The sequence below is a fragment of the Fructilactobacillus vespulae genome, from assembly GCF_047324295.1.
Taxonomy (GTDB): Bacteria; Bacillota; Bacilli; order Lactobacillales; family Lactobacillaceae; genus Fructilactobacillus; species Fructilactobacillus vespulae.
Genome location: NZ_CP137138.1, coordinates 349,908 through 369,335, shown reverse-complemented (window position 1 = coordinate 369,335; position 19,428 = coordinate 349,908). Strand labels below are relative to the sequence as shown.

Below are 19,428 nucleotides of genomic sequence, written 5' to 3'. Positions count from 1 at the left end.
AACGTTTTTGAACTAGATATAGTGAAGTTATCATTAGGTAACTTCACTTTATTTTTATGTTATTCAGGAGGTCATGATGCATAACTACCCAACTTTTGTTTTACTAGCAACCCTATTGATTTTGGTACCCGGTCCGGATTATATCTTGTTGACCAAGAATACCATTGCTGGAGGTCAGGTGAGCGGCTTTAAGACCTTACTAGGCTGTTTAAGTGCTTTGGTGATTCATACCACCTTTGCGGTCGTGGGACTTTCGGCAATTTTAGTCAAATCAGCTGTTTTGTTTACCACCATTAAATGGGTGGGGGCTGCCTATCTGGTGTACCTAGGTATTAAAGCATTGTTTCAAAAAGATGTGGCGGAAACAACTGAGCAAAAAAAGGGGAATTTATATCTGCAAGGGTTACTAACTAACTTATTAAACCCCAAAGTGGCAGTCTTTTTCCTAACTTTTCTACCGCAATTTGTAACTACGGATGGTAACTGGCTAGATTTTTCAACGCTCGGATTAACCTACGTTTTCCTAACCGGATTCATCTTTTCTGGATATGTTTTGAGTCTTAACAAAGTTAAAAACGTTATGCAAAACCCCAAAGTTAAACTAGTTATTAATAAAATTTCCGGGATCTTTTTGTTGGGATTTGGCGTTAAATTAATGACAGAGAGTAATTAATGATTGTTATAATCAACGAATAGCAATCAGATATTTTAGGAGAATTAAATGAACAAAAAATTAGCACCATATTTATTAATTATAATGACGGCGATTGGAACCATTGGGTGGAGCTTTGTTTCAGATGTTCCGGGTGGAATGATCTCTAAACTAACAACGCCCATGATTCAAGGCTTTCCACACGTGGAATGGGTTTCATTTTTAATTGAATTATTTACCGACTTGATTTTGATTGTAGCGATGTACTTTGCCTACCGGAAACGAAAAGAAATCTGGGATTTTGCTAATCAACGGATTTTTAAAGAACTAGGCTTAGGCTGGCTATTAGGATTTGGATTTTTTGCTTTAATCTGGCTAATTTCCGTCTTCATGGGTGGTTTTAAAGTTACTGGTATTTTCAACATTTTAAATATCGGTTGGTTCTTGTTGTTTGTGGTTGGTTACTTTATCCAAGGTCTTTCTGAAGAAGTCTTATTCCGTGGTTATGTAATGGGACGTTTTGTCGAATACCGCCACATCTTCTTAGGAATCTTCTTTAACTCACTATTTTTCACTATTTTACATGGTGCAAATGATAACTTTACTACCGAAGCGTTTCTAGGACTATTTTTATTTGGATTATTGATGTCCTTTTTACGTTATGCCGGAATGAGTTTATGGGGATTGGGAGCTTTTCATGGAGCATGGAACTTAACTGAAGGGGTTATTTTTGGAACTAGTGTTTCTGGAAACGAAGCAACTTCAATTATCTTTAGTTCGAAGATGATTCCTGGTCATGCTCTAATTAACGGAAATGAATTTGGGATTGAAGCTAGTTGGCTTTCAATTATTATGCACGTCATTTTCATCGGATTAATTCTGGTTTGGATGAAAAAATTTAAAAAGAATTCAATCTAAGCAAAAGATTGTCAGCAAAAGGCTGTTGGAAGTTTTAAAATAAAATTTCCAGCAGTTTTTTTTATTTAATCCTTGACTTAAAAAACGAACTATATATAATGATATTCAACAGTTAAATACGAAAAGATAAACAAAAAGATCAGGAGAGTAATGATTGTTCGATAGTTCAGAAAGTCTGCGGTAGATGTGAGCAGATCGAATCGATAATCACGAATATGGCCTGTTAATTGGCAGTATTGATATTCAAATGCTGATGGGGTGGCAACCATTATTAATTGCACGCGTTAGTTGTTGTGAATGACGTTAGTGAGGACGATTATGTAAGTAATTGTCGAAATGGAATGGTACCGTGGATTAAAATCCGCTTCTAGTAATCAACACTAGGAGCGGATTTTTTTTATGCTTATTTTTTCGTATGTAACTGCAAACTAATTCAAATCAATTTAAATATTAAAGGAGAACTAAATTATGGCTAAAGTAGAAAGTTTCACACTAGATCACACTAAGGTAAAGGCACCATACGTAAGACTAATTGCACAAGAATCAGGTCAGCAAGGGGATGTCATTTCTAACTTTGATTTACGGTTAGTCCAACCCAATGAAAATGCAATTCCTACTGCGGGATTACATACGATTGAACATCTTCTGGCTGGTTTGCTAAGAGATCGTTTGGATGGAGTGATTGACTGTTCGCCATTTGGTTGTCGTACTGGTTTTCACCTAATTACCTGGGGCACACATGATACTGAAACAGTCGCTAAAGCGTTAAAAGGTGCTTTAACTGAGATTAGAGACAACATTGAGTGGAAAGATGTCCAGGGAACTGATAAATACAGTTGTGGAAACTTCAAGGATCACTCCCTATTTTCCGCCAAAGAATGGTCCGCAGAAATTCTTGATCAAGGAATTAGTTCTGATCCAGATGAAAGAAAACTAGTATAGGAGGAATTATCATGACCACTAAAGCCCATTTTGATATTGTCGGAAGTTTCTTAAGACCAGAACCCCTAAAAGCAGCCCGAAACGACTATTACGAAAAGCATGCAATTACTAGAGATCAATTAATTGCAGTTGAAAATCAAGAAATTGAAAAATTAGTTAAAAAAGAGATTGAAGCAGGACTTAAAACGGTAACTGACGGTGAGTTTCGCCGGAGTTACTGGCATCTAGATACCTTTTGGGGATTCGATGGGATTGAACATACTCATCAAGAACATGGTTATCGCTTCAATGGGATTGAAACCCGTGATGATTCCTGTCAGGTAAGTGGCAAGATTAAATTTAATCCCAACCATCCTGATTTAGCAGCCTTTAAGTTTTTGAAAAAATTGGTTGCTAATCATCCCGAGATTACTCCACGACAAAGCGTTCCTTCTCCAGCGCAACTCTATGCGGAACTGGTTCGAGGACCAGAAAATTTAGCAGCGTTGCATAAATATTATCCAGAGGAAAAAGATTTAATTCAGGATATTGGCAAAGCTTATCATGATTTATTTATTGCTTTGTATGAAGCCGGTTGTCGAGACATTAAGATTGATGATTGTACGTGGACTATCAATGCCCAAAGCACCAAGTTTAATGATAATCGTGGTGACGTCAATTCTCTCCAAAAACTTTATTTACAGTTTAATAATGAAGCGCTCAAAAATCTACCTAGTGATTTGACGATTAGCACGCATGTCTGTCGAGGGAACTACGATTCAACCTGGGCAACTAGTGGTGGTTATGAACCAGTAGCTAAAACTTTATTTGGAAAAGAAAATGTCGATAACTACTATTTAGAGTTTGATGATGATCGTTCAGGTGATTTTCAACCATTGCAAGAGGTCAGTGCTGGTAAATCAGTTGTGATTGGTTTGGTTACTTCCAAAAAGCCGGAGCTAGAAGATAAACAAGTCTTAAAGAATCGTATCAAAGAGGCTAGTCGATTGGTGCCGTTGGACCGCTTAGCACTAAGCACCCAATGTGGTTTTGCTTCAACTGAAGAAGGAAATCGACTAACGGAACAACAACAGTGGGATAAGATTCGATTAGTAGTTGAAACTGCCCAAGAAGTTTGGGGATAGGAGAAATTATCATGACAAAAGTTGCAGTTGTAACCGGTAGTGGCCGCGGAATTGGTGCTGCCATTGCAAAACGGTTAGCAAGTGAAGATTATCAAGTGGCGGTTGCCGATATTGATGGTGAGAATGCGAAAAAAGTTGCGGCAGCAATTAACCAAAATAATGTGGGAGTTGCCAAGGCCTATGAATTAGATGTTTCAAAGCGAAAAGAAGTTTTTGCTTTAGTTGCTCAAGTTGTGCAAGATTTTGGTCAATTGGACGTCTTTATTAATAATGCTGGGATTGCCTACATCGATAGCATCGTTGACAGTGACCCAGAAAAAGTAGAACGTTTGTTCGATGTTAATTTGAAAGGTACTTTTTGGGGAATTCAAGCAGCAGCCCAACAATTTCAAAAACAAGGTCATGGTGGCAAAATTATCAATGCTGCTTCCTTAGCTTCAGTGGAAGGTTCTGCCTTACAAAGTTCCTATTCGGCCTCTAAATTTGCAATTCGAGGATTAGGGCAATCTGCTGCCAAAGAGTTAGCTAAAGATAATATCACCGTGAATGCCTATGATCCGGGGATTGTTTTGACTCCGCTACGTGACTATATCGATACTAAAACAGCCAAGTTGAAAAACACGACGCCGGAAAAGCAACGCCAAAGTGTGGTTGACGAAATTGCCTTGGGACGAGCAGCTACTCCAGAAGACGTTGCTGATGTGGTTTCCTTCTTTGTTTCTGATCAAGCCAATTACATTACCGGTCAATCTATCTTGATTGATGGTGGAATGAGATTCCATTAAAAACTAGGTTGGTTTGATTAGGAATTAAGGAGAAAACGAGATGAAGAAAAAAACTAAAATAATTATTAGTGCCATCGTGATTGTGATTGCGGTCCTTGGTGCATACACCGTTCATAATCAATCATCAAAGGCGCATGACAGTAACCAGATTACTTTGGGAACGATTGGTTCTGATGCCAAAATCTGGAACTACATCGCGGAGTTGCCAGAAACGAAAAAGGATAATATTCATCTGAAGGTACAAAGTTATACGGATGGAGTAGCCTTAAATACCACAACAGCACAGGGAAAGGTTGATGTGAATGCCTTTCAATCTTATGCGTACTTAGTTGCTTATAACCAAAAACATCAAAATGCTAAGCTGGATTTATTAGGAACCACTTACTTAGAACCCATGGGAGTTTATTCCAAGAAATATCATAAAATTAGTGAGATTCCGGATGGCGCTACCATTGCCATTGCAAACAATCCGGCTAACACCTCCAGAGGTTTGAAGTTATTAGCTAAAGCAGGATTGATTACGTTAAAACCTAACTTTGGCAGCTTATCAGGGGTTAATGAGATTGCTACGAACCCGCATAACTTCAAGTTCAAGGAAATTGATGATACCACGGGTCCACGGGTGATTGATGATAATTCGATTGCCGCAGCATTAATTGGAAATACAATTGCACAAGAAGGTAATCTAAACGTATTGAAGGATTCCCTTTACCATGAACAGGTTGACCAATCGACAAAGGATAATATCAATATTATCGTAACTGCTGATAGTAGTAATAATAAGGAACAGTATCGCAAGTTGGTTAAGTTGTATCACAGTAAAAAGGTTCAAGACTACATTCAAAAACAATTTGATGGAACCAAAATCGAAGTTAATAAACCCAATCGTTATTTAACGAAATAAAGGAGCTGGGAGGCTTCTTTTTTTGTGGAAAAGCGGTAAGATTTAAGCAAAAAGAGAAGTAAGGCGATAATGTGAATATCAACGAAATTGTAAAACGGATGATTCAAAAGTCTCCAGTTAAAATTGCCAAGATATTTTATACAGTAACGGATATTGAGATCAAAACAGGTACCCAAGTTTATTTTGATAATATCTCAATTTTATCCATGTCTAATAATGGGGGATTTTTTGATGACATTGGTTTTCTGGGTAACTTTAAGTTATTGATAAATGATTTAGGTAAAGACCCGCGGTTAATTGTAATGGTGGATGGTGACTCTGCTTATATAAAAACAAAAAGTTCTCATTAACAATTTCCGTTAATGAGAACTTTTTTAGACTTTAGGTGCCTGATCTGGATTGTTATAAGCTAGGTATTCATCCTCATAACCAATCATATGAGAATCAAAGTTATCAACTTTATAAGATAAATAATTTAATGTTTTATTGATTTCATAAATTTTATCGCGTAATTCAACTTGTTGTTGGATTAGAAGTTCTTTACTTTCCGCCCTAGTACTAGTGGGGTCGCGATACAAAGTAATATAGTGTTTTAATTTTTCGATTGACATTCCCGCTTTTCTTAAAACTTTGATGTACATGACCCAGTTTAAATCACGGTGGGAATAAAACCGATAACCACTTTTGTCTCTTTGAATTGGTGGCAGTAATCCTAGTGATTCCCAGTATCTAAGGGTTGCTTTGGGAATATCAAATTCTTTACTGACTGCTTCAATTTTCATGTTTACATCCCTAACATTTTCTTTTTGAGAGTTTTAACTTCGCTATCATTAGATGCGATTCCTACAAAGTTTAACCCAAAACGATAAGAAATTCTATTTAAACTACTGTAAGCTGATTGTTTAGCAGCATCTTGATTTGAATCCATTCCTTGCACAATCACATATAAATCAGCATTTTTAATGTCATCATTGATATTCATGTGATCAATAAAGGTTTTTAGATATCCAGAAATGTTGGACCAGTAAACGGGAGTTCCAATCACAATGGTTTTGGCACCTTTTAGTTTATTATAAATTTCTGGAAAGTCACCATCACCTTGACCAACTTGGGGAATATTGTAGTCAGCTAAATTAATTTGTTCGTATGATTGATTACCAAACATCTCCTTAGCCATTTGGGAAGTATTGCCGTTGTTGTTTTGACTGGCATTAATAAAAATTTTTTTGCCGGATTTATGAGTATTTTTGGGATTGGTATATTTTAGATTAGTTGTCACTGTTTTTCCTCCATTTTTTGCTGATTGACTAGGATTGGTGTACATAAAAACTCCACCAATTCCAATTGCTAAACCGGTGATTAATAATAGGATGGGATTTAAAATTGTCTTTTTCATAGTTAACCTCTTTTCTGTTTTTAAATAAGATACACCTTGAAGTTCACTTTAATGCAAGGGATTAATTTGAAAGTTTTTACTTGCCTTCAACCTAACTTGAAGGATTATAGTTAATTCAATTAAAAAGAAAGAGGGAATTAATTATGGATAAAAAGGTAATTGTAATTACAGGAGCCTCATCAGGAATCGGCGCAGCAATTGCTAAGTTATTAGCAGAACAAGGTAATCAAGTTGTGTTAGGGGCTCGTCGTGAAGATCGTCTACAACAACTAAGTAATGAAATTAATCAAGTAGGGGAATCTACCTATGCGGTAACTGACGTTAGTGATTTAGCTAGTACTAAGGCTTTAGCCCAAACTGCTTTGGACGAATTTGGCAGAATTGACGTTTGGATTAACGCAGCCGGATTAATGCCACAATCACCATTTAGTGAAGGTCGCGTAAAAGACTGGAATACAATGATCGACGTTAACATTAAGGGAGTTTTGAACGGAATTGAAAGTTCCCTTTCCACTATGAGAGAACAAAAAACGGGTCAATATATTAACATTGCTTCAGTTGCAGCCCACAATACTCACGCAAACGGTGGAGTTTATAGTGCCACCAAAGCAGCAGTTTGGATGATTAGTGAGGCACTACGGCAAGAAGAAGCTGCCGCTAAATCTGGAGTTCGCGTAACGGTGGTATCTCCTGGTGCCATCAACACTGAATTGGTAAGTAAGGTAACTGATAAAAATGTTCAAGAAGGAATGGAAGCTTTCTATAAAGCTTTTGCAATTTCACCTGATCGAGTTGCTAAGGTGATTGCACAGTCCATTAACATGCCAGCCGACACTGGAATTAATGAAATTGTTCTAAGACCAACTAATCAAATTGGATAATAAAAAAACTCAGAAAACTGTTAAACAGTCTTCTGAGTTTTTAGTTTGCTAACTAGTTAGATTAAAACTATCTTCAATTAAGTCAAATAGATTTTGTTGGGGGATAGTTTGGTCTAAGGCTAGTGAAATCCAGTGTTCCTTGTTCATATGATAAGCAGGGAAGAATCCTGGTTTTTGTAATAAGATACTTTTAATTTCTGAATCAACTTTTAAATCAATGACATCCACGTTACCGCTTTTTTGTACATCCAGTTTTTCAAAAGGAACGTTCATTACTAAAGCAAACCACTTATTGTTACTTTTGTGTCGAAATACTGCGTAGTCCGGAAACTTAGAAAAAGGGTGGTCTGGAACCACGTCATATCTTTCGTTAATGTGATTTAGGATTTGTTCTTTAAGGGTGGACATGTGGGATCTCCTCGATTCATATTAATTTATTATAATTGATTATATAACATGTCCGAGACAGGTTCTAACCATTCCGCCTTACCGGTTGTAATTGCTAAATGACTGAACCAAGAATCCTTGGTAGCTCCATGCCAATGTTTTACTCCATCATGAGCTACTACTACATCACCTGGATTCAAAAGTTGGGCTGGTTTACCTTCTTCTTGGTACCAACCTTGACCACCTGTTACCAGTAATATTTGACTACCATTATGATGGATATGCCAATTATTTCGGCAGCCTGGTTCAAAAGTAACGTTATTTACTGGAACACTAACGTCGGTACCAGGTGTAACCAATGTATTATTATAACTCTGCCCGATAAAGTATTGTGCAAAGGCATCATTTTTGGCTCCCGTTTTAAATACACCGGGTTGTTTGACTGGTTTATTTGTCATAATTTTAGTTCTCCTTATTCTTTCCAAATCTCTTTAGCACGATTAAAAGTAGACCAGGCTTTAGGCCAACCTACGTAAAATGCTAAATGGGTAATTTCTGCTACAATCTCTTCCTTGGAAATTCCATTATCTTTACCAATTTTGAGGTGAGCTCCAATTTGTTCTGTGTTACCCATTGCAATTAGGGCAGCAATTGTTATTAATGAACGGTCATGGGCCGATAGTTGATCTTCTTTACTCCAGACTTCACCAAATAAAACGTCGTCATTAAGTTGAGCAAATTGAGGAGCAAAATTTCCTAAGATATCTCTTCCAGCAGTTTGTTTTTTTACCATTTGCTTACCTCCTTTAGTATGTTGTTTATACGTTACAACTTAAAGTTAGCTTTAAGTCAAATTGAACGACTTATCAGGCTTATACTTGGATTGTTAGCTTTTTTAATGTTAAAGTTAATTTAAAAAGATAGGGAGATTGATGGTGGAAAAAATAATTGAAGAAACAACCTACACTATTGGTGAATTCAGTAAAATAGTGGGAATGAATTCATCAACGCTGCGTTACTACGAAAATGAAGGCTTAATTAAACCTAATCGTTATAAAAATGGTCGTCGATACTATACTAAAGCGGATTTATCCTGGCTTAAATTTATCAATCACTTAAAGGGGACGGGGATGAGTATTGATGATTTAAAAAAGTATATTGATTGGCGAAAACAAGGTGATGCGACAATTCCCGAAAGAATTGAATTGTTAAAAAACACCAAAAAGAATTTTTTGCACCAATTTGCAGAAGTACAACATCATTTGCAGATTTTAAACGATAAGATTAATTGGTACGAAGAAAAGGAAACTGGGATTATTACGGATGAAGAAAACTTTGGTAAATATCTACAAAGTTTAGGTCATCGTGAGTAAAAGTCATCGTAATATTATTTACGATGGCTTTTTAACAATATTTACGCTTATTTCTTAATTATGGTAAAAACACAGAAAATAATTCCCATGATTCCAACCAGAATTCCAAGAGCGGCTAGATTCCAAGTGGAAATTAATGATATACACATCCCTAGTGCTAATAGTAAAATGCTGATGGTTCATAAAAATAAAGTAATGATATCCTTCTTTTCCATAGACTTAGCTCCTTGTTTGACTTTTAATAATAAATCCAATCCCAATTAAAAAAATAAATAATCCAATTGCGACTCCAAAGAGACCGGTCGCGTAGTTAGTCTCGGGTGATTTTTGCATACTTAAAATGGCATATTGAGTTAAGGTTATTGAAACCAGTCCGCTAGCTAAGTCAAAGGTTTTAAAGAGGGTGATTATTGGATTTTGATAGTTTCGAGACTTAATTAAGCCAACGATCGCGCCAATTAATTTTGAGAACCCGATTAAAGCGATGAGATAAGTAACGTTATTATTGAATTTTTGGGTAAAGATATTTTGATACATATAAAACCCTAAAGTTGAAAAACTTAAACCAACGACACTAAAAAGGATTCCACCAATGAAAAATTCACTTTGCTTAAAGTGGAGAGAATCTAATGTTTGCTGGTTTCTGAGTTTGAGATAGCGATAGGATAACCAGATTCTGGAGATTAACATTACCAAGTAATACGATCCAAATCCTAGCAGCCAAACGGAGTGATAGGTGAACCCAATGATAAATTTGATTACTACTAATAAAAAATTGAAAAACGTTGAGATGGTGCTGGAAGCAAAGACTAGGTCATGTCTGTTTGCTATCAATTTTGAATATTTAGAATCATTAAGGATGATGGATAAAATTTTTTGCATATGAACTGCTTTTCCTATTTTTTTCAAGTAACATGGATGATGTGAATGCATAATTAAGATGCTAAATTCATAATAAATTACGTATTTACCAGTAACAACCAACATTATTTTGCAAAATGTCGGTTGGGTAATTAAAGGACCCTATGGATACTAATAAAACCAAAACTAATATAAAAAATACCTATCTGTTAATGATTAATGATAATCCAGATAAAAGAATTAAGGTGATTGAGTTATGTCGATTAGCCGAAATTAATCGCTCTACTTTTTATTCCTATTATTATGATATTTATCAGGTGATGGAAGAAATTAATGATGAAATCAAGGGTGAAATGATTGCTATTTTACAAAATGAAATTACTAAACAGAAAGATTTAACCCATACCTTTTATCGGGTGTTAGAAGTAATTAAACTAAATCGAAATTTTTTTCTCTACTATTTAATTAATAATAAAGCGGTGGGGAATCTGAATATTTTGGACGATGATGTGATTAAAAAGCAAATTCATAACTTACGCAGCAATGGTATGCAAACAGAAAATGATTTTGACTATAATTATGAGTTTTTTAATGGAGGGATGGCCGCTATTATTAGACTCTGGATAACTAAAAAATGTGCTGATCCAATTGATGATGTAGTTAAAATATTGATAGAAAAATTAAATGGATTTTCAAACTAAAAATACTAAATGAATTTAGGAGTTTATTATGAATTATTCTTCTAAAGCACCAAAAGTCACTGATATTAATAAAATTATGGAAATTGAAAACTCTGGATTTTCAAAGGAAGAGGCTTCCACTAGCGCTAGTATGTTAGAAAGAATCGAGCAACTTTCCGATACATTTATCGTTGCATATGATGAACAGCAAAATCCGTTGGGATATATTGTAGGTCCTGCAACCACGAGTCGTTTTATTACGGATGATTTATTTGAAAAATCAGTTTCCAATAAGGAAAACGCTCCGTATCAAACGGTCTTAAGTTTGGTAGTGGCTCCTGATCAACAAAATCAAGGAATTGCGGGACAATTACTAGAACATTTTGCAAGTCTAGCAAAACAGCAAAATCGAAAACTTATTACTTTAACCTGTTTGGAAAAGTTGATTCCATTTTACGAAAGGCATGGATACGTAGTTGATGGGATTTCTGACTCACAACATGCTGGAGAAACCTGGTTTAATATGACTAAAATACTTTAATAAAAAACATCTCAATTTAGAAATAGTGCTATTCTTAAATCATTAATAATTATAAATGGGAGATTTAATTATGAAAAAGAAGAGCGCGCTTATAATCTTATTGGCAATTTTAGTAATTGCGATTGGCTGGGTTTCATATGCCACTTTAACTAAAACTGATTCTCATAAAGCTACTGATACAGAAAAGGTAGCAACCAAAACTGCTAAAAAACAACCTACTGCTAATAAAACAGCGAATAAGCAAGCTAACCATGATGATTCAAATGAGACAGAAACCAAAAACTCTGAAAATAATAATCAATCTAGCACTACTAGTGGAACTACCACTAATTCTGGAGATTCCAACACCGCTAGCGAAACGATTTCTAGTTCGACTGCAGAAACTGCAACTAATAATAATGCGTCACAGAATGGTGAAGCAAAAGCAATTGAAACTTTGAAAACACTAGAATTCGCTAACAATCCTGATTTGGTTTACGAAGTAATGTCATCAGATAATGGGGTATATACAATTAGGGTAGTTTCTAAATCAATTCGGAGTCAAGGTGGCAGTGGTACAGCTGGGGTATATAACGTTTATCCCGATGGCTACTATAAATTTGCATATTAATGAAAAGACTAACTATTGAAAGTTAGCCTTTTTAGCTTTAATTGATTTTATTCAAAGGGGAAAACAGAGTCTTTATTCACTCTATTTGGTTCAGATTTTTTAACATATGGAATATAATCTTTTCCAGCCTGTTCTTCCATCTCTTTTGGAATTTGATTTTTGGTTATTAACCTATAACTGTAAACATAGGAACCCTTATGTTTGATTTTTGCCCATTTGTTATCTTGGTTATATTGGCCAAAATATATTTTCAACCAACTACCATTGGTACCAAATGAATCATCAGAAACGTACACATCTTTTTTATGATTGTTTTTGGAACTCGAAATTGGTAGAACGGCATACCCAACTTGTGTTTTTATAAAGGGATTTGTTTTATCTATCCAACTAATTTGATTACTTCTACCATAGCTCAGAAATCCTAACCATAAAAAAATTACCATTATTAAAGTAACTCCTCCGAATAGATATCTTTTATATGTTTGTTTGGCTTTTACATCGTTAGTGATTTTATTTGCCAAGCTTGGTTGCCCTCCTTTAAGTAGTGAATCCAAAGGTGTTTTTAAAATATTACTTAATTCAATTAAAGTATCTAAATTGGGGTATCCTAGATTATTTTCCCAACGAGAGAGGGTTTGTCTTGTGACATGTAGTTTATCTGCTAGTTCTTGTTGAGTTAGTTTTAGCTCTTTTCTTTTAGACTTTAAATTGTTATGGAAATCCACGATTAAAAACTCCTTTCTAAGGTCAATTTATCAGAGTAGCTGATAAATGTAACGCAAGTTTCTTTTTACATATGGTATAAAGCCCCTACAAATCAATCATTATGTATGGGTTGATTATACATACCATTACTAGATATTTATAAATATGAAAAAGGCTAACTATTGAAAGTTAGCCTTTTTTTCTTGGTTATAAATCAGTTTTTCGTTTTCATAATTTAACATATGGGTGCCAAAATTATCAATTTTGTAATTTAAATAGTTGATTGTTTTTTGCAGTTCATTTTGTTGGGTGAGTAAATTATTCCGTTGATCAACCAACATTTGTTTACGAACATCACCATTTTCTCGGTCATTATATGTTTGAACAAATGCTTTTAATTGGCTAATTGACATTCCAGACTTTCGTAGTGCTTGGATGAAAAAAGCCCAGTTTAAATCAATTTCTTGATATTCTCGATATCCATTTTTATCACGAGCAACTTTAGGAACCAGTTCAATTGATTCCCAATAACGTAAAGTTGATTTATTTATTTTTAGTTCAGCACTAACTTCATCAATTGTCATATTGTTCTCCTTTAGAATTTTATTCAATTATAAATCTTTAAGTACACTTTAATGCAAATTGAAACATATCTCTTGCATTAAAGTGCGCTTTAAAGCCTATACTTTAAAAAGTAAACGTAAGAGAAAATTAATTGGAGGACGTAATTATGCAATATTTTACATTAAATGACGGAAACAAAATGCCTGTAATTGGATTTGGAACTTTTCAAATGACTGATCCAGAAGAATGTGCCAAAGCGGTGGAAGACGCAATTAATTCTGGATACAGACTAATTGATACTGCTCAATCATACTTTAATGAAGAAGCAGTTGGAAAAGGAATTGCTAATGCTAACGTTCCTCGAGAAGATTTATTTATTACATCGAAATTGTGGCTAAGTGATACCGGTTATGATGCTACTAAAAAAGCCTTTGAAACTACTTTGAAAAAATTAGGATTAGATTATTTAGATTTATATCTAATTCACCAACCATATGGGGATAACTTTGGCTCATGGAAAGCAATGGAAGATTTACAAAAAGAAGGCAAGATTAAATCAATCGGGGTTTCCAACTTTTATAATGATCAACTTGCTAACTTATCATTGTTTAATGATGTAAAACCAGCAGTTAATCAAATTGAGGTTAACCCTTGGGATCAACAAATTGAAGACGTTAAATTCTTAAAAGAGTATGGTGTGCAAACTGAGGCCTGGGCTTCATTTGCAGAAGGAAAGCATGATATCTTCAAAAATCCAGTTCTACAAGAAATTGGAGATAAATATCATAAGTCAATTGGTCAAGTTATTTTAAGATGGGACATTCAAAGAGGAATTATCCCACTAGCAAAATCTTCTCGAGCAGAAAGAATGCAAGAAAATCTAGCTGTTTTTGACTTTGAACTAAGTGCTGAAGATATGAAATTAATTGAAAAATTAGACAAAAAGGAAAGCCAATTCTTTGATCATCGTGATCCTAAGATGATTGAAAGACTAATTAATTTACATTAATAAAAAAATTGAAATGAGTTGATAAGTGAATGAATAAAAAGGAAAAATTTATATTAGGAATTATCTTAGTCGGTTATTTTATGATTATTTTGGATAATTCAATTATTTTTACGGGAACTGTCAAAATTGCTCAAACTATGAATTTAGATAGTGTTCAACTATCTTGGATTCAAAATTTGTATGCCTTATTTTTCGGGGGCTTTATGCTTCTGGGTGGTCGAATGGGTGATATTTTAGGGAGAAAAAGGGTTTTTGAACTGGGATTAATTATTTTTGGAATCGGTTCATTTTTAGTTGGAATCTCAAATTCAGGAACCATGATGATTATTTGTCGGGCCCTTCAGGGAATTGGTGCGGCAATAGTTGCGCCCACTACCTTGGCACTAATAATTGATAATTTTACGGGTAGTAAACGAACTAAAGCAGTTGCTTATTATGGCTCAATGGCTGGGGTAGGCGCATCATTTTCCCAAATTATTGGCGGATTTTTTGCAGCTACCATTGGTTGGAGATATGGATTTTTCATTAATATCCCCGTTGCCATTATTATGATTATTCTATCCAAAAAATATATTCCTGCTGGTAATCGACAAAGTGGAAAGTTTGATTGGTTAGGGTCAATATTATCTTTAGCGGCAGTTTCTAGTTTAATTTATGCTATTGATGGGGCTACCAATCCGTGGTTGTTTGGTGGTTTAGCTCTATTTTTACTATTAATGTTTGTATTGGTAGAAAGTAAAGCTACTCAACCAATCATGCCATTGAAACTATTTGTCAACCGAGTTCGGTTTGGAGCATACATTGGACGAATTGCTTTTACCGGAGCAATGATGGCATTTTGGTTTTTCACCCCACAAATGCTACAAGAATATCTCAAATTTTCTCCCTTTGGTGCTGGAATCGCGTTCTTACCACTAACGATTGTTACCTTTATATTTTCTCTTCAAGTTCCTAAGCTTACTAAGAAAATTGGAAATGAAAAACTATTGTTATTAGGAATTACGATTACAGTTATTGGAATGGCACTAATGATCTTTTATAAAGATGGATTCTGGTTAGAAATTGGGGTTCCCATGATGATTGTGGGAATTGGTCAAGGATTAGCGTTTGCTCCCTTAACAGCAGCTGGAATATTTGACGTTTCCGATGATAATGCTGGTGCCGCATCAGGAATTGTTAACGTTATGCATCAAATTGGGGCCGCTTTTGGAATCTCAGTTGTAACCAGTGCAACTAGCCAAATTGCTGATCCCTTGATTAAGTTTAATTCAGCAATGAAATTAATTACTTTTTTAATTTTATTGGTGGTAATCATTACGTTTGTATTTATTAGAAGTAAAAAAAGAATTTAAGGAGACTATAATGAACGTTATTATTTTAGGAGCATCTGGAAGAATTGCTCGATTAGTTGAAAATCAAGTTATCAATAATGCAGATTATCAGGATGTTAAATTAACTTTATTCTTGAGAAATTCAGCCCGACTAAATGATTTAAAGGATAATAATCAAGTTTCATTATTTGAGGGAGATTTAAATAATGAGACTGATTTGGAAAAAGCAATCGATGGACAAGACCTCGTGATTGATGCAACCGGTGCAGCTGGTTCAACAACTCCCACAAAAAATATTATTCAAGCAATGAAGCTAAATAAGGTGGCAAGAGTAGTCTCAATTAATGACTTGGGAATCTATCACGAAGTTCCCGGTAAATTTGGAGAATGGAACGCTTCGATGATTGGTAACGCCGTTGAAACTGGGAACCAAACAGCCACAATGTACGAAGAATCAGGATTAAATTACACCGTTTTACGATTAGCTTGGTTATCAAATGACGATGTTAATGATTATGAATTAACTCCTAAGGGAACTGAATTTAAAGGAACCACAGTTTCACGTAAAAGTGTAGCTGACGTAATGTTAAACATCATTAAAAATCCTAATTATTTAGCTAATGCTAATGTGGGGATTAACCAACCAAATACTGATGGTGATAAGCCACTTCACTATTAAAATTTATTAAATATAATAGACTATAAATTCCACATAGATATAAATATGTGGGATTTATTTTAATTAAAGGAGAAATTATGGATAAAAAAACTTTAATCGCTTACTATAGCCGTACTGGAAATACGAAAGAATTAGCCAATCTCATTCATACTGCTGTTGGAGGAGATTTGTTTCAAATTGAAACGGCAGTAAAACGTCCGACCGACTATGAAATGGAAGTGGCTAAGAATCAAAGAGAGCAAATGGAGAATGTTTTACCACAATTGAAAAATTCCGTAACTGATTTTTCGACTTATGACTATATTTTCGTTGGCTTTCCAACTTGGAATATGGCTTTGCCTCAAGTAATGGTTACATTTCTAAAAGAATATGATTTTCATGATAAAAAAGTTGTTCCTTTTAATACCAATGGTGGTTTTGGGTACGGAGCTACGCTTAATCAAATCAATCAGTATACTAAAGGCAGTAGTGTTTTAGAACCAATTTCTTTTAAAGGTGGCTTAGAAAAACAAGGAATTCCTTTAACAATTAAAGGAATTCGAAAAGATAAAATCACCAAAGAAATTAACCAGTGGTTGGTAAATATTGGCGTGAAGAAATAATCTTTTAGATATATACTAAGGATGTTTTACTAAACTAATTTTAAAATGGGGTTGATTAATAATGAATAAAGAAAGATTATCTACGTTTATAGATGCTATGATAGCAATCATAATGACAATTTTAGTTCTGGAATTAGAAAAACCAGCTGAAATTAATTTTTGGGGATTTTGGGAATTGAGAAATCATTATTTTGCCTATGCACTATCCTTTTTTTGGCTAGGGGCTATGTGGGTAAATTTACATAATAATTGGTATCACATTAAACGAATTAACAGATACATAATTTGGGCTGCATTACTAATGCTATTTAGTTCATCTTTATTTCCATATGCCACTAGCATAGTTTCCGAAAACTTTAATAATGGAAGTGCACAAGTTTTTTATGGATTGATTGTATTAATGGTTACAGCAAGTAATCAATTTATGTACTGGTTGATTGGTAAGGAAAATGAAAAAGATACGGTAACATCAACTACTTTAACTAGTAGAAACAAATGGGCAAAATACGATATTTTAATTAAAATATTAGGGATATTATTATCGATGACAATTTTTCCTTCAGCGATGATTTATGCAGTATTATTTACTCTAGTAGTCTTTGTTATTCCTAATCAGTTGAAAAAACCATGAGTAAAATATATTTTTTCATTTGCTAAATTCCCCAATTTAATTGATACTAGTACTAATTGATTTTTGAATCTCGATTAAAAAAGGAGTTTAACATGCAAAATTACATTTTTGATTTTGACGGAACCCTAGCCGATTCAGGTGAAACTGGGGTAGTTGCGACCCAAAAAGCCTTTGCTGATTTAGGGTTACCAGAACCCACTGCCGCAGATATTAGCTACTACATGGGAATCCCCATTGAAGTATCTTTTAAAAAGATGGCTCCCGGTCATGAATTTTCTGATGCAGAATTTGAAAAATTATTACAAGTATTTAGAAAATACTATCAAGAATTAGAAAGCAAGATGCTAACCCTATTTCCTGGAATAAAAGAAATGTTGGCTGAATTGCAAACAGAACAAAAGGGACTTTACGTGGTTTCTAGTAAACACTCTAAAACTCTATTGCGAAACTTAAAGAGTTTAGGAATCGATGCGTACTTTACTAATATCTTAGGTGCGGATAACGTGCAAAACTTCAAACCGGCTCCCGATGGTGTTTTACAAGTATTGGAACTTGATAATTTAGATCCAGATCAAACGGTAATGATTGGTGACGCAATCTTTGACTTACAAATGGGAAAAGCAGCTGGTGTTCATACCGCTGCGGTGACATGGGGTGCCCATGATCGTGATAGCCTAGCAAAAGAACAACCAGATTATCTAATTGAACAACCAGCAGATTTAACTAAGCTAGCTTAACTGAAAAAGGAGGATTTACTAATGAAGAAAAAAGAAATTTTACTCAGTTTTTTAATTTTATTAGTAGTCGTTTTGGGATCCTCTTTTTATATTGCTAATCAAAACAACCAGACTAGTTCTGACAGTACAGAAAAAGTAGCAACTGATAATGACAATGGCAAAAATGATGAGATTGCGGATAAACAAGTCACTAGTATTGGGAAAGAACAGCCAGCTAAGATTAAAAATTCTAAGGCAGCGGTTGCCTTTTTACGAGACCGGTTAGGTAACAATGTGAACTTCGATTATGAAGTCGTTGAATCTAATAATGAGTTCTATAAGGTTAAGGTGATTTCCAAAGCTGCTAAAGAACATGGTAATGCTAGTACAGTCGGTGTTTACAATGTGATGCCGGATGAATCGTATGGATTAGCATTTTAAGAAAAATACCCACAAAGTTAAATCTCAACTTTGTGGGTATTTTTTATTGTTTTGGATTAATAATAACGACGTTTTCACGAGAGTTACTGAGGGCGTCGCCACTGGCATACATTACCATTTTAACGGGTTTATTTTGCTTTAAGTTAACTTTGACTGTATGAACTGATCTTTCTTCAGTTACTTTGATATTGGCTAGAGATTTGTCATACTTGATTTTTAAACGGTCTCCGATATCAACCTGAGCCTTAAAGGTAAAGTTTCCCTGTTGATCAGCTTGATATGTTTTCCGATTTTTGACGTTGATAAGCGTCATTTTAGCTGGTTCGTTGGCACTACTCATAATTTTAGTGTGTTTAGTGGGGTTGAACACCCCGGATAGGATAACTAAAGTACCTAAAATTACGATATACATGATAAAACTAGCAGTTTTAGTTTTCATAGTCGAATCCTCTTTGAGCTATCTTTTTAAGTCTAACATAAAAACAGTGGTGATAAATCAGTTTTAAAGTTGGTTTCGTTAAATCTTAACTATTGTTAAAATAAAAGTGATTAAATTATCTAAAAATAATAAAAATAGTTATTTTTTGTGATAATGTTAGGAATTTCATTGCAATTACCAATTCTTTATGCAATAATAAGCACAATTCAAATAAATTATAATTTTATAATTTATTTGCATTTAATATTGTGATTAGT

The 19,428-nt window shown here is 34.5% G+C and carries 28 protein-coding genes and 1 other annotated feature; of the genes, 19 read left to right on the top strand and 9 right to left on the bottom strand.

What is annotated here, in order from left to right; genetic code table 11:
- Positions 1-73 precede the first annotated feature (73 nt).
- The 7 genes from R4B61_RS01780 (at position 74) to R4B61_RS01750 (ending at position 5,675) form a co-directional block, all read left to right on the top strand.
- Positions 74-673 (top strand): LysE family translocator, encoded by a 600-nt coding sequence (locus R4B61_RS01780; protein ID WP_413627940.1) that lies wholly within the window; start codon positions 74-76, stop codon positions 671-673.
- A 48-nt stretch (positions 674-721) separates the two neighbouring features.
- A complete protein-coding gene (locus tag R4B61_RS01775; RefSeq protein ID WP_413627939.1) occupies positions 722-1,570 on the top strand; it encodes a CPBP family intramembrane glutamic endopeptidase in 849 nt (282 codons plus the stop codon).
- 126 nt (positions 1,571-1,696) lie between these two features.
- Positions 1,697-1,942 (top strand) — a binding site (T-box leader).
- A 96-nt stretch (positions 1,943-2,038) separates the two neighbouring features.
- Positions 2,039-2,512 carry an S-ribosylhomocysteine lyase gene (locus tag R4B61_RS01770; protein ID WP_413627938.1) on the top strand — a complete coding sequence of 158 codons (474 nt, stop codon included), beginning with the start codon at positions 2,039-2,041 and terminating at the stop codon, positions 2,510-2,512.
- An 11-nt stretch (positions 2,513-2,523) separates the two neighbouring features.
- On the top strand, positions 2,524-3,636 hold the full coding sequence (locus R4B61_RS01765) for a 5-methyltetrahydropteroyltriglutamate--homocysteine S-methyltransferase (protein WP_413627937.1): 1,113 nt from the start codon (positions 2,524-2,526) through the stop codon (positions 3,634-3,636).
- Between the two features lie 11 nt (positions 3,637-3,647).
- Positions 3,648-4,421, top strand: a complete 774-nt coding sequence (locus R4B61_RS01760; RefSeq protein WP_413627936.1) for an acetoin reductase — start codon at positions 3,648-3,650, stop codon at positions 4,419-4,421.
- Positions 4,422-4,461: 40 nt separating this feature from the next.
- Positions 4,462-5,325: a MetQ/NlpA family ABC transporter substrate-binding protein gene (locus R4B61_RS01755; protein WP_413627935.1), complete on the top strand. Its 864-nt coding sequence runs from the start codon at positions 4,462-4,464 to the stop codon at positions 5,323-5,325.
- Positions 5,326-5,396: 71 nt separating this feature from the next.
- The gene (locus R4B61_RS01750; RefSeq protein WP_413627934.1) at positions 5,397-5,675 is read left to right on the top strand and encodes a hypothetical protein; all 279 of its coding nucleotides are present in this window, start codon (positions 5,397-5,399) and stop codon (positions 5,673-5,675) included.
- 24 nt (positions 5,676-5,699) lie between these two features.
- Here R4B61_RS01750 and R4B61_RS01745 read toward each other — a convergent pair whose 3' ends face one another.
- Both R4B61_RS01745 and R4B61_RS01740 read right to left on the bottom strand, forming a co-directional pair.
- The gene (locus tag R4B61_RS01745; RefSeq protein WP_413627933.1) at positions 5,700-6,107 is read right to left on the bottom strand and encodes a MerR family transcriptional regulator; all 408 of its coding nucleotides are present in this window, start codon (positions 6,105-6,107) and stop codon (positions 5,700-5,702) included.
- 2 nt (positions 6,108-6,109) lie between these two features.
- A complete protein-coding gene (locus tag R4B61_RS01740; protein WP_413627932.1) occupies positions 6,110-6,721 on the bottom strand; it encodes a flavodoxin family protein in 612 nt (203 codons plus the stop codon).
- A 143-nt stretch (positions 6,722-6,864) separates the two neighbouring features.
- Between R4B61_RS01740 and R4B61_RS01735 the strand changes: the two genes are divergently transcribed.
- Positions 6,865-7,602, top strand: a complete 738-nt coding sequence (locus R4B61_RS01735; protein ID WP_413627931.1) for an SDR family oxidoreductase — start codon at positions 6,865-6,867, stop codon at positions 7,600-7,602.
- 48 nt (positions 7,603-7,650) lie between these two features.
- On the opposite strand, the gene R4B61_RS01730 is transcribed toward R4B61_RS01735, so the two are convergent.
- The 3 genes from R4B61_RS01730 to R4B61_RS01720 are packed head-to-tail and all read right to left on the bottom strand — an operon-like array spanning position 7,651 to position 8,782.
- Positions 7,651-8,010 (bottom strand): MmcQ/YjbR family DNA-binding protein, encoded by a 360-nt coding sequence (locus R4B61_RS01730; RefSeq protein ID WP_413627930.1) that lies wholly within the window; start codon positions 8,008-8,010, stop codon positions 7,651-7,653.
- Between the two features lie 29 nt (positions 8,011-8,039).
- Positions 8,040-8,447, bottom strand: coding sequence for a cupin domain-containing protein (locus R4B61_RS01725; protein WP_413627929.1), 408 nt, complete (start codon positions 8,445-8,447; stop codon positions 8,040-8,042).
- Between the two features lie 14 nt (positions 8,448-8,461).
- Positions 8,462-8,782: a carboxymuconolactone decarboxylase family protein gene (locus R4B61_RS01720; RefSeq protein ID WP_413627928.1), complete on the bottom strand. Its 321-nt coding sequence runs from the start codon at positions 8,780-8,782 to the stop codon at positions 8,462-8,464.
- Positions 8,783-8,921: 139 nt separating this feature from the next.
- Here R4B61_RS01720 and R4B61_RS01715 point away from each other — a divergent pair, with 139 nt between their 5' ends.
- Positions 8,922-9,362, top strand: a complete 441-nt coding sequence (locus tag R4B61_RS01715; protein ID WP_413627927.1) for a MerR family transcriptional regulator — start codon at positions 8,922-8,924, stop codon at positions 9,360-9,362.
- Between the two features lie 219 nt (positions 9,363-9,581).
- Here the strand turns inward: R4B61_RS01715 and R4B61_RS01710 are convergent, their stop codons facing one another.
- The gene (locus R4B61_RS01710) at positions 9,582-10,244 is read right to left on the bottom strand and encodes a hypothetical protein (RefSeq protein ID WP_413627926.1); all 663 of its coding nucleotides are present in this window, start codon (positions 10,242-10,244) and stop codon (positions 9,582-9,584) included.
- 143 nt (positions 10,245-10,387) lie between these two features.
- On the opposite strand from R4B61_RS01710, the gene R4B61_RS01705 reads away from it, so the two are divergent.
- The 3 genes from R4B61_RS01705 to R4B61_RS01695 all read left to right on the top strand — a co-directional run bounded on the left by R4B61_RS01705 (position 10,388) and on the right by R4B61_RS01695 (position 12,054).
- Entirely contained in the window at positions 10,388-10,924 is a 537-nt protein-coding gene (locus tag R4B61_RS01705; RefSeq protein ID WP_413627925.1) for a TetR/AcrR family transcriptional regulator C-terminal domain-containing protein, read from the top strand.
- A gap of 28 nt (positions 10,925-10,952) precedes the next feature.
- Complete coding sequence (locus tag R4B61_RS01700; RefSeq protein WP_413627924.1) at positions 10,953-11,444, top strand: GNAT family N-acetyltransferase; 492 nt, start codon at positions 10,953-10,955, stop codon at positions 11,442-11,444.
- Positions 11,445-11,514: 70 nt separating this feature from the next.
- On the top strand, positions 11,515-12,054 hold the full coding sequence (locus tag R4B61_RS01695) for a hypothetical protein (protein WP_413627923.1): 540 nt from the start codon (positions 11,515-11,517) through the stop codon (positions 12,052-12,054).
- Positions 12,055-12,101: 47 nt separating this feature from the next.
- Here the strand turns inward: R4B61_RS01695 and R4B61_RS01690 are convergent, their stop codons facing one another.
- Both R4B61_RS01690 and R4B61_RS01685 read right to left on the bottom strand, forming a co-directional pair.
- Positions 12,102-12,779, bottom strand: a complete 678-nt coding sequence (locus tag R4B61_RS01690) for a YxeA family protein (protein ID WP_413627922.1) — start codon at positions 12,777-12,779, stop codon at positions 12,102-12,104.
- A 159-nt stretch (positions 12,780-12,938) separates the two neighbouring features.
- Positions 12,939-13,343, bottom strand: a complete 405-nt coding sequence (locus R4B61_RS01685) for a MerR family transcriptional regulator (protein ID WP_413627921.1) — start codon at positions 13,341-13,343, stop codon at positions 12,939-12,941.
- Between the two features lie 146 nt (positions 13,344-13,489).
- Between R4B61_RS01685 and R4B61_RS01680 the strand changes: the two genes are divergently transcribed.
- The 7 genes from R4B61_RS01680 to R4B61_RS01650 all read left to right on the top strand — a co-directional run bounded on the left by R4B61_RS01680 (position 13,490) and on the right by R4B61_RS01650 (position 18,732).
- A complete protein-coding gene (locus R4B61_RS01680; RefSeq protein ID WP_413627920.1) occupies positions 13,490-14,332 on the top strand; it encodes an aldo/keto reductase in 843 nt (280 codons plus the stop codon).
- Positions 14,333-14,361: 29 nt separating this feature from the next.
- Positions 14,362-15,684 carry an MFS transporter gene (locus tag R4B61_RS01675; RefSeq protein WP_413627919.1) on the top strand — a complete coding sequence of 441 codons (1,323 nt, stop codon included), beginning with the start codon at positions 14,362-14,364 and terminating at the stop codon, positions 15,682-15,684.
- A gap of 10 nt (positions 15,685-15,694) precedes the next feature.
- Positions 15,695-16,342, top strand: coding sequence for an NAD(P)H-binding protein (locus tag R4B61_RS01670; protein ID WP_413627918.1), 648 nt, complete (start codon positions 15,695-15,697; stop codon positions 16,340-16,342).
- 77 nt (positions 16,343-16,419) lie between these two features.
- On the top strand, positions 16,420-16,944 hold the full coding sequence (locus tag R4B61_RS01665; protein WP_413627917.1) for a flavodoxin: 525 nt from the start codon (positions 16,420-16,422) through the stop codon (positions 16,942-16,944).
- 61 nt (positions 16,945-17,005) lie between these two features.
- Positions 17,006-17,575, top strand: coding sequence for a TMEM175 family protein (locus R4B61_RS01660; RefSeq protein WP_413627916.1), 570 nt, complete (start codon positions 17,006-17,008; stop codon positions 17,573-17,575).
- A gap of 92 nt (positions 17,576-17,667) precedes the next feature.
- Positions 17,668-18,312 (top strand): HAD family hydrolase, encoded by a 645-nt coding sequence (locus R4B61_RS01655; protein ID WP_413627915.1) that lies wholly within the window; start codon positions 17,668-17,670, stop codon positions 18,310-18,312.
- Between the two features lie 21 nt (positions 18,313-18,333).
- Positions 18,334-18,732: a hypothetical protein gene (locus R4B61_RS01650; protein WP_413627914.1), complete on the top strand. Its 399-nt coding sequence runs from the start codon at positions 18,334-18,336 to the stop codon at positions 18,730-18,732.
- A gap of 43 nt (positions 18,733-18,775) precedes the next feature.
- Here R4B61_RS01650 and R4B61_RS01645 read toward each other — a convergent pair whose 3' ends face one another.
- Positions 18,776-19,171: a hypothetical protein gene (locus R4B61_RS01645; RefSeq protein ID WP_413627913.1), complete on the bottom strand. Its 396-nt coding sequence runs from the start codon at positions 19,169-19,171 to the stop codon at positions 18,776-18,778.
- Positions 19,172-19,428 lie beyond the last annotated feature (257 nt).

What these genes read in the sequence shown, in the direction of transcription:
- R4B61_RS01780 (WP_413627940.1), top strand. Translation starts at nt 74, where the DNA reads ATGATGCATAACTACCCAACTTTTGTTTTACTAGCAACCCTATTGATT.
- R4B61_RS01775 (WP_413627939.1), top strand. Translation starts at nt 722, where the DNA reads ATGAACAAAAAATTAGCACCATATTTATTAATTATAATGACGGCGATT.
- R4B61_RS01770 (WP_413627938.1), top strand. Translation starts at nt 2,039, where the DNA reads ATGGCTAAAGTAGAAAGTTTCACACTAGATCACACTAAGGTAAAGGCA.
- R4B61_RS01765 (WP_413627937.1), top strand. Translation starts at nt 2,524, where the DNA reads ATGACCACTAAAGCCCATTTTGATATTGTCGGAAGTTTCTTAAGACCA.
- R4B61_RS01760 (WP_413627936.1), top strand. Translation starts at nt 3,648, where the DNA reads ATGACAAAAGTTGCAGTTGTAACCGGTAGTGGCCGCGGAATTGGTGCT.
- R4B61_RS01755 (WP_413627935.1), top strand. Translation starts at nt 4,462, where the DNA reads ATGAAGAAAAAAACTAAAATAATTATTAGTGCCATCGTGATTGTGATT.
- R4B61_RS01745 (WP_413627933.1), bottom strand. Translation starts at nt 6,107, where the DNA reads ATGAAAATTGAAGCAGTCAGTAAAGAATTTGATATTCCCAAAGCAACC.
- R4B61_RS01740 (WP_413627932.1), bottom strand. Translation starts at nt 6,721, where the DNA reads ATGAAAAAGACAATTTTAAATCCCATCCTATTATTAATCACCGGTTTA.
- R4B61_RS01735 (WP_413627931.1), top strand. Translation starts at nt 6,865, where the DNA reads ATGGATAAAAAGGTAATTGTAATTACAGGAGCCTCATCAGGAATCGGC.
- R4B61_RS01730 (WP_413627930.1), bottom strand. Translation starts at nt 8,010, where the DNA reads ATGTCCACCCTTAAAGAACAAATCCTAAATCACATTAACGAAAGATAT.
- R4B61_RS01725 (WP_413627929.1), bottom strand. Translation starts at nt 8,447, where the DNA reads ATGACAAATAAACCAGTCAAACAACCCGGTGTATTTAAAACGGGAGCC.
- R4B61_RS01720 (WP_413627928.1), bottom strand. Translation starts at nt 8,782, where the DNA reads ATGGTAAAAAAACAAACTGCTGGAAGAGATATCTTAGGAAATTTTGCT.
- R4B61_RS01715 (WP_413627927.1), top strand. Translation starts at nt 8,922, where the DNA reads ATGGTGGAAAAAATAATTGAAGAAACAACCTACACTATTGGTGAATTC.
- R4B61_RS01710 (WP_413627926.1), bottom strand. Translation starts at nt 10,244, where the DNA reads ATGCAAAAAATTTTATCCATCATCCTTAATGATTCTAAATATTCAAAA.
- R4B61_RS01705 (WP_413627925.1), top strand. Translation starts at nt 10,388, where the DNA reads ATGGATACTAATAAAACCAAAACTAATATAAAAAATACCTATCTGTTA.
- R4B61_RS01700 (WP_413627924.1), top strand. Translation starts at nt 10,953, where the DNA reads ATGAATTATTCTTCTAAAGCACCAAAAGTCACTGATATTAATAAAATT.
- R4B61_RS01695 (WP_413627923.1), top strand. Translation starts at nt 11,515, where the DNA reads ATGAAAAAGAAGAGCGCGCTTATAATCTTATTGGCAATTTTAGTAATT.
- R4B61_RS01685 (WP_413627921.1), bottom strand. Translation starts at nt 13,343, where the DNA reads ATGACAATTGATGAAGTTAGTGCTGAACTAAAAATAAATAAATCAACT.
- R4B61_RS01680 (WP_413627920.1), top strand. Translation starts at nt 13,490, where the DNA reads ATGCAATATTTTACATTAAATGACGGAAACAAAATGCCTGTAATTGGA.
- R4B61_RS01675 (WP_413627919.1), top strand. Translation starts at nt 14,362, where the DNA reads ATGAATAAAAAGGAAAAATTTATATTAGGAATTATCTTAGTCGGTTAT.
- R4B61_RS01670 (WP_413627918.1), top strand. Translation starts at nt 15,695, where the DNA reads ATGAACGTTATTATTTTAGGAGCATCTGGAAGAATTGCTCGATTAGTT.
- R4B61_RS01665 (WP_413627917.1), top strand. Translation starts at nt 16,420, where the DNA reads ATGGATAAAAAAACTTTAATCGCTTACTATAGCCGTACTGGAAATACG.
- R4B61_RS01660 (WP_413627916.1), top strand. Translation starts at nt 17,006, where the DNA reads ATGAATAAAGAAAGATTATCTACGTTTATAGATGCTATGATAGCAATC.
- R4B61_RS01655 (WP_413627915.1), top strand. Translation starts at nt 17,668, where the DNA reads ATGCAAAATTACATTTTTGATTTTGACGGAACCCTAGCCGATTCAGGT.
- R4B61_RS01650 (WP_413627914.1), top strand. Translation starts at nt 18,334, where the DNA reads ATGAAGAAAAAAGAAATTTTACTCAGTTTTTTAATTTTATTAGTAGTC.
- R4B61_RS01645 (WP_413627913.1), bottom strand. Translation starts at nt 19,171, where the DNA reads ATGAAAACTAAAACTGCTAGTTTTATCATGTATATCGTAATTTTAGGT.